This is a genomic window from Micromonospora sp. ALFpr18c (genome assembly GCF_008868155.1).
Taxonomy (GTDB): Bacteria; Actinomycetota; Actinomycetes; order Mycobacteriales; family Micromonosporaceae; genus Micromonospora.
Map to the genome: position 1 here is coordinate 1 of NZ_WBKR01000299.1, position 4,694 is coordinate 4,694.

The following is a 4,694-nucleotide window of genomic DNA, read 5'->3' on the forward strand; positions in this document are numbered from 1 at the left end:
TCATCCGCGCAGGTCAGCCCGCCCCGCGCGGATGACCCGGGGCCAGCGGCACGGCGGCCGATCGCGTCATGCCCGCGAGCGTAGGGACGACCGTCAACCCGTCGGCCAACGTCCGGGGCCGCGCGGCGGTGCGGCAGGATGACGGCGTGGGCAAGGATGGCAGGCGCAGACGGGCGAACGCGACGGCGGAACGGGTGTGCCCGTGCGGCTCGGGCCGGACGTACGCAGACTGCTGCGCGCCGGTGCACGGCGGCGCGGCGCAGGCGCCGACGGCCGAGGCGTTGATGCGCTCCCGGTTCAGCGCCTTCGCCCTCGGCGACACCGGCTACCTGCTGCGGAGCTGGCACTCCTCGACCCGACCGGCCCGGCTGGAGCTGGCGCCGGGGCAGCGGTGGATCCGGCTGGAGATCGTCGACACCGACCGGGGCGGAGTGCTCGACGCCACCGGCACCGTGACGTTCCACGCCCACTACCGCGACGCGGGCCGCGCGGGCACGCTGACCGAACACAGCCGGTTCGCCCGCGAGGACGGCCGATGGGTCTACCTCGACGGCGATCAGCCCTGACGGCTGCGCCGACGGCCGGGCTGAACGTATGATGACCCCGGCGTAGTCCTGCGCCGCACCTCCCTCCCGGCGCTCACGCCGCCGGCCACGCGGAGGCAAAGGGGGCCTGGAGCCCTCGGGACGTGGTGCCACATGCCCCACTCCGGCGGGGTCGACGGGAGCGTGAGTCCCGGTGACCGTGCCGTTGACCGGGAGCATGTGATGACCAACCAGAGATCGTTCAAGACCCGGGTCCGCGCCCGGATGGCGAAGACCGGCGAGAGCTACACCACGGCCCGCCGGCACCTGATCAACCGGTCCGCCGGGCCCGACCCCGAGGCGCCTCCGGCACCCGCCGCCGCACAGACCGAGCGGATCGCCGACGACCTGCTCCGCGACCGGACCGGGCAGGGCTGGGCGCAGTGGTTCGCCGTGCTCGACGCCGCGTCCGCCGCCGAGCGGACGCACACCGAGATCGCCCGTCACCTGGTGGCCGAGCACGAGGTGCCGGGCTGGTGGGCGCAGAGCATCACCGTCGGGTACGAGCAGGCACGCGGCCTGCGCTCGCCCGGTCAGCGGCGCGGCGGCGGCTTCGAGGTCAGCGCCAGCCGGACGGTGGCGGCGCCGGCAGCACGGCTGTTCGAGGCGTTCGCCGACGAGACGGCGCGCGCCCGCTGGCTGCCCGACGTCGAGGTACGGGTCCGTACCGCCACCGCGCCGCGCAGCTTCCGGGCCGACTGGGCCGGCGGGCCCACCCGGATCGTCGTCGGCTTCGACGCGGTCGGCGAGTCGAAGACCCGGGTCAACGTCCTGCACGAGAAGCTGACCGGAGCCGAGCAGGCCACGCAGCTCAAGGCGTACTGGCGGGAGCGGCTCACCGCGTTGAAGGTGCTGCTCGAGTCGAACGGAGACAACCGATGACCATGACCTTCATCAACCTGCCGGTGCGCGACCTGACCACCGCCGCCGAGTTCTACCGGACGCTCGGCTTCACCACCGACCAGACCGGGCCGGACGGGGACAGCATGATGCTCACCATCTCCGACACCACCCGGCTGATGCTGCACGTCAAGTCGGCCTTCGAGGCGTACACCGGGGTGGCCGCCACCGACACGGCGACCAGCCGGGAGGTCATCGTGGGGCTGTCGGCGCAGAGCCGGGAGCAGGTCGACGAGCTGGTCGACCGGGCTGCGGTCGCCGGTGGGGAGCCGCTCGGGCCGGGGATGGCCAACGGGCCGATGTACATGCGCGGCTTCCGGGACCTCGACGGTCACCAGTGGTCGTTCCTGCACATGACCGGCTGAGCGAGCGCCCGGCGGCGGCCCTTCCGGTCGCCGCCGGGCAGGGTCAGCACCGGCCCCGCGCGGCCACCCCGGTGGTCACCGCCGCGGGGCGCCGGCGGCGGCGCAGCAGCGCCAGCGCCACGATGAGGTACGGCCCGGCGGTCACCGCGAACGCCACCGCGTTGCCGGCCGCCGTGGCGACGAGCCCGTACGCGCCGTACGTCACGATGATCAGTACGTCGGTGGCCATCCCGGCCAGGGAGGTGACGGTCGCGCGGTTGCTGCCGGTGATCCGCGCCTGCAACCGCGCGTCAGCCAGCACGGTGGCCAGTTGCGCGGCCCCGAACGCCACCGCGAGCAGCACGAACCCGGCCGGATGCCGCAGCAGCGCGCCCCCGGCCAGCGCGACGGCGACGACGGTCAGCAGGCCGGCATAGCCCCGGCCGCCCAGCCGCTCCCCCACCGGGGTGAGCAACCCGCCGACGGTCACCCCGGCCCAGAGCAGCAGGAGCAGCAGGGGTACGACCTGCGCCCCGACGCCGGTGTCCAGGGCCAGCAGCGGGGTGAACTCGTCGAGCGCGCCCCAGTCGGCGGCCACCACGGCGACCAGGAGCACGGCGCCCCGCACCGGCGGGTGGGTGCGGACCTGCGTGACCCCGGCTCGCAGGGTCTCCCACCAGCCCCCGTCGCCGTCGTCATCGTCCGGACCGGACGGTGGTCCGACCGACGCTGCGGTACAGCGGCGGTGTTCGGGAAACCGGGCGGCGACGGCCGTGGCGAGCAGACAGGCGAGCACGCTGGCCGCGCCGATCGCCGGGTACCCGCCGGCGGCGAGCACCGGGCCGGCGAGCACTCCGGAGAGCACCACACCCAGGACGCCCGCCGTGCGCGCACGGCCGAGCACCCGGGCGTACCGGCCGGCCGCGCCGAGCCGATCCAGCTCGGTCCAGACCAGCGCCTCCAGCGCGCCGGAGACCAAGGCCCCGCCGGCGCCCCAGAGCAGGAACCCGAACGCGAACGCCGGATAGGACGGCGCCAGCACCCAGAGCGCGTACCCGCCCGCGGTCACCAGCGGGGCGAGACCCAGCAGCAGCCGGCGGGACACCACGTCGGCCCACGCGCCGGAGGGCACCTCGACGAGGATGCCGGCGGCCGACCAGATGACGAAGAGCGACGAGATCTGCCCCACCGACAGGCCGGTGTCGGCGAAGAACACCACGTACAGCGGGTAGAGCAGGACGAGGTCGCTGAGGAACGCGTACCCGTAGAGGGTCAGGGTGAGCCGGCGGACCGCCGGGTCGGGTCCGTGCGAGACGATGCGGATCATGGGGCCTTCCCCTGGGAGTGGAGACGGACACCGGACGTGGAAAGCGCGACCGCCGGGCGCTGTGTGATTGCGGTCCAGCTTCGGAGTGAAGCGCACTGTTGAGATGGGGAGCGCCGTGTAGCCGCCCGCGGTGGGACGGGCGGATCGGAACGTCCACCCGGCGTCGACGCGGGTCGCGGCCGAGCTGGACCGGCCGTCGCGGTGAGGGTCGCGTTCGTCGACTCTGAGAAGGAACAGCACGGTGTCCAGTCGGTCTTGCGGGCGTTGGAAGACACTCCGGCACAGATCGCACCGTCGACCTACTACACCGTCAAGACCGTACGGCCTCGGCCCGGTCACGGCGCGACAGCGAACTCACCACGATGATCAGGAGGATCCACGCCGAGAACTACGGCGTCTACGGCACCCGAAAGATCTGGCACGAGCTGCACCGCCAGGGCGTCGAGGTGGCCCGGTGCACGGTCGAACGGCTGATGCGCGCCGCCGCGCTGCGCGGGCTGCTGCGCGACAGGTCAGCACGCACGACACGGCCTGAGGCCGAGACCGACCGGCCTCGTGACCTGGTCAAACGTGACTTATTGACCCGAAGGGCAAACATGTGCTGATCAGCCAGCGGCGTAGCGGACCTCTGGCTTGCCGAATAGGGACTTCACTGCCTCGGGCTGGTTCTGGCGGCGGCGCAGGTGCGAGGCGGCTGCTGCGGCGAGTCCGGTGGGGTTGGCGGGGTTCGCTTGTGCCACATGGCGTTTGATGTCGCCGTTGAGTAGTTCTACGGGGTTCGGTTCGGGTGCGTAGCCGGGCAGGAAGTGCATCTCAATCTGCTCAACACGTTCGGCCAGCCAGTCGCGGACGTTGCACAAGATGACCGCTTTCTCCTTCTTCGCTTGTCTCTCGATGGCGGGGTACTCCGCCTCCAGCCACCGTGCGACCGCCTCGGGGTTCCGCTCGTACGCTTTGCGGATCGGCTTCTGCGGTGACAGCCCCCACGAGCGCAGATACTTGCCGATCGTGACCAGGGACAGGCCGATACCGAACCAGGTGCGTACCAGTTGGCGGACCTGCGGGCGAGTCCACACCAGGCCGGGCAACGCGACCTGGTCGGGGTACCTACTCACCACCGCTCGCCGTACCCGAGCTTCCTGCCTCGGGTCGAGGGCCTTCTGCTCACCCGGACGCCGCCCCCGCTTGCCGGCCTTGAGTGCCTTGTTCCCCTTGCGGTCAAAGGCGTTGACCCACCGCGAAACCGCCTGCGGTGACACACCGAGCACTGTGGCCACCGCCGCCTGCGTGTGCCCGGCCTTGACCGCCGCTACCGCCCTGCGACGCAGATCCTCTTGTGCCTGCGGGAAGGGCCGCCGCGACCCGCGGCGGCCAGGTCGACGCAGTGATCTTCCACAGCGACCGCGGCAGCGAGGGCGAATTCAACTGATCGTCGCAACACCTTGATCACGGAGGTTTGCGATGGGGCGCGGGAAGAAGCAGATTCCTGAGGTGCCGGCTGGCGGGCGGCGACAGTGGGCGTCGGATCGGGCGTTGCGG

Annotated in this window: 4 protein-coding genes and 2 pseudogenes; 4 read left to right on the forward strand and 2 right to left on the reverse strand. The window is 72.2% G+C overall.

Annotated elements, in window-relative coordinates:
• Nucleotides 1-68: 68 nt before the first annotated feature.
• The 3 genes from F8271_RS29890 (at nt 69) to F8271_RS29900 (ending at nt 1,849) form a co-directional block, all read left to right on the forward strand.
• On the forward strand, nt 69-566 hold the full coding sequence (locus F8271_RS29890) for a YchJ family protein (protein WP_151493156.1): 498 nt from the start codon (nt 69-71) through the stop codon (nt 564-566).
• A gap of 201 nt (nt 567-767) precedes the next feature.
• Nucleotides 768-1,466: an SRPBCC domain-containing protein gene (locus F8271_RS29895; RefSeq protein WP_151493157.1), complete on the forward strand. Its 699-nt coding sequence runs from the start codon at nt 768-770 to the stop codon at nt 1,464-1,466.
• Nucleotides 1,463-1,849 carry a VOC family protein gene (locus F8271_RS29900; RefSeq protein WP_151493158.1) on the forward strand — a complete coding sequence of 129 codons (387 nt, stop codon included), beginning with the start codon at nt 1,463-1,465 and terminating at the stop codon, nt 1,847-1,849. The genes F8271_RS29895 and F8271_RS29900 overlap by 4 nt, the downstream gene beginning before the upstream one ends.
• Before the next feature lie 43 nt (nt 1,850-1,892).
• Here the strand turns inward: F8271_RS29900 and F8271_RS29905 are convergent.
• Nucleotides 1,893-3,186: pseudogene (locus F8271_RS29905) on the reverse strand (MFS transporter).
• Between the two features lie 325 nt (nt 3,187-3,511).
• Between F8271_RS29905 and F8271_RS29910 the strand changes: the two are divergent.
• Nucleotides 3,512-3,760 (forward strand): annotated as a pseudogene (locus F8271_RS29910) (IS3 family transposase); the annotation flags it as partial.
• On the opposite strand, the gene F8271_RS29915 reads toward F8271_RS29910, so the two are convergent.
• Complete coding sequence (locus F8271_RS29915; protein ID WP_370461999.1) at nt 3,761-4,576, reverse strand: winged helix-turn-helix domain-containing protein; 816 nt, start codon at nt 4,574-4,576, stop codon at nt 3,761-3,763.
• Nucleotides 4,577-4,694: the final 118 nt, after the last annotated feature.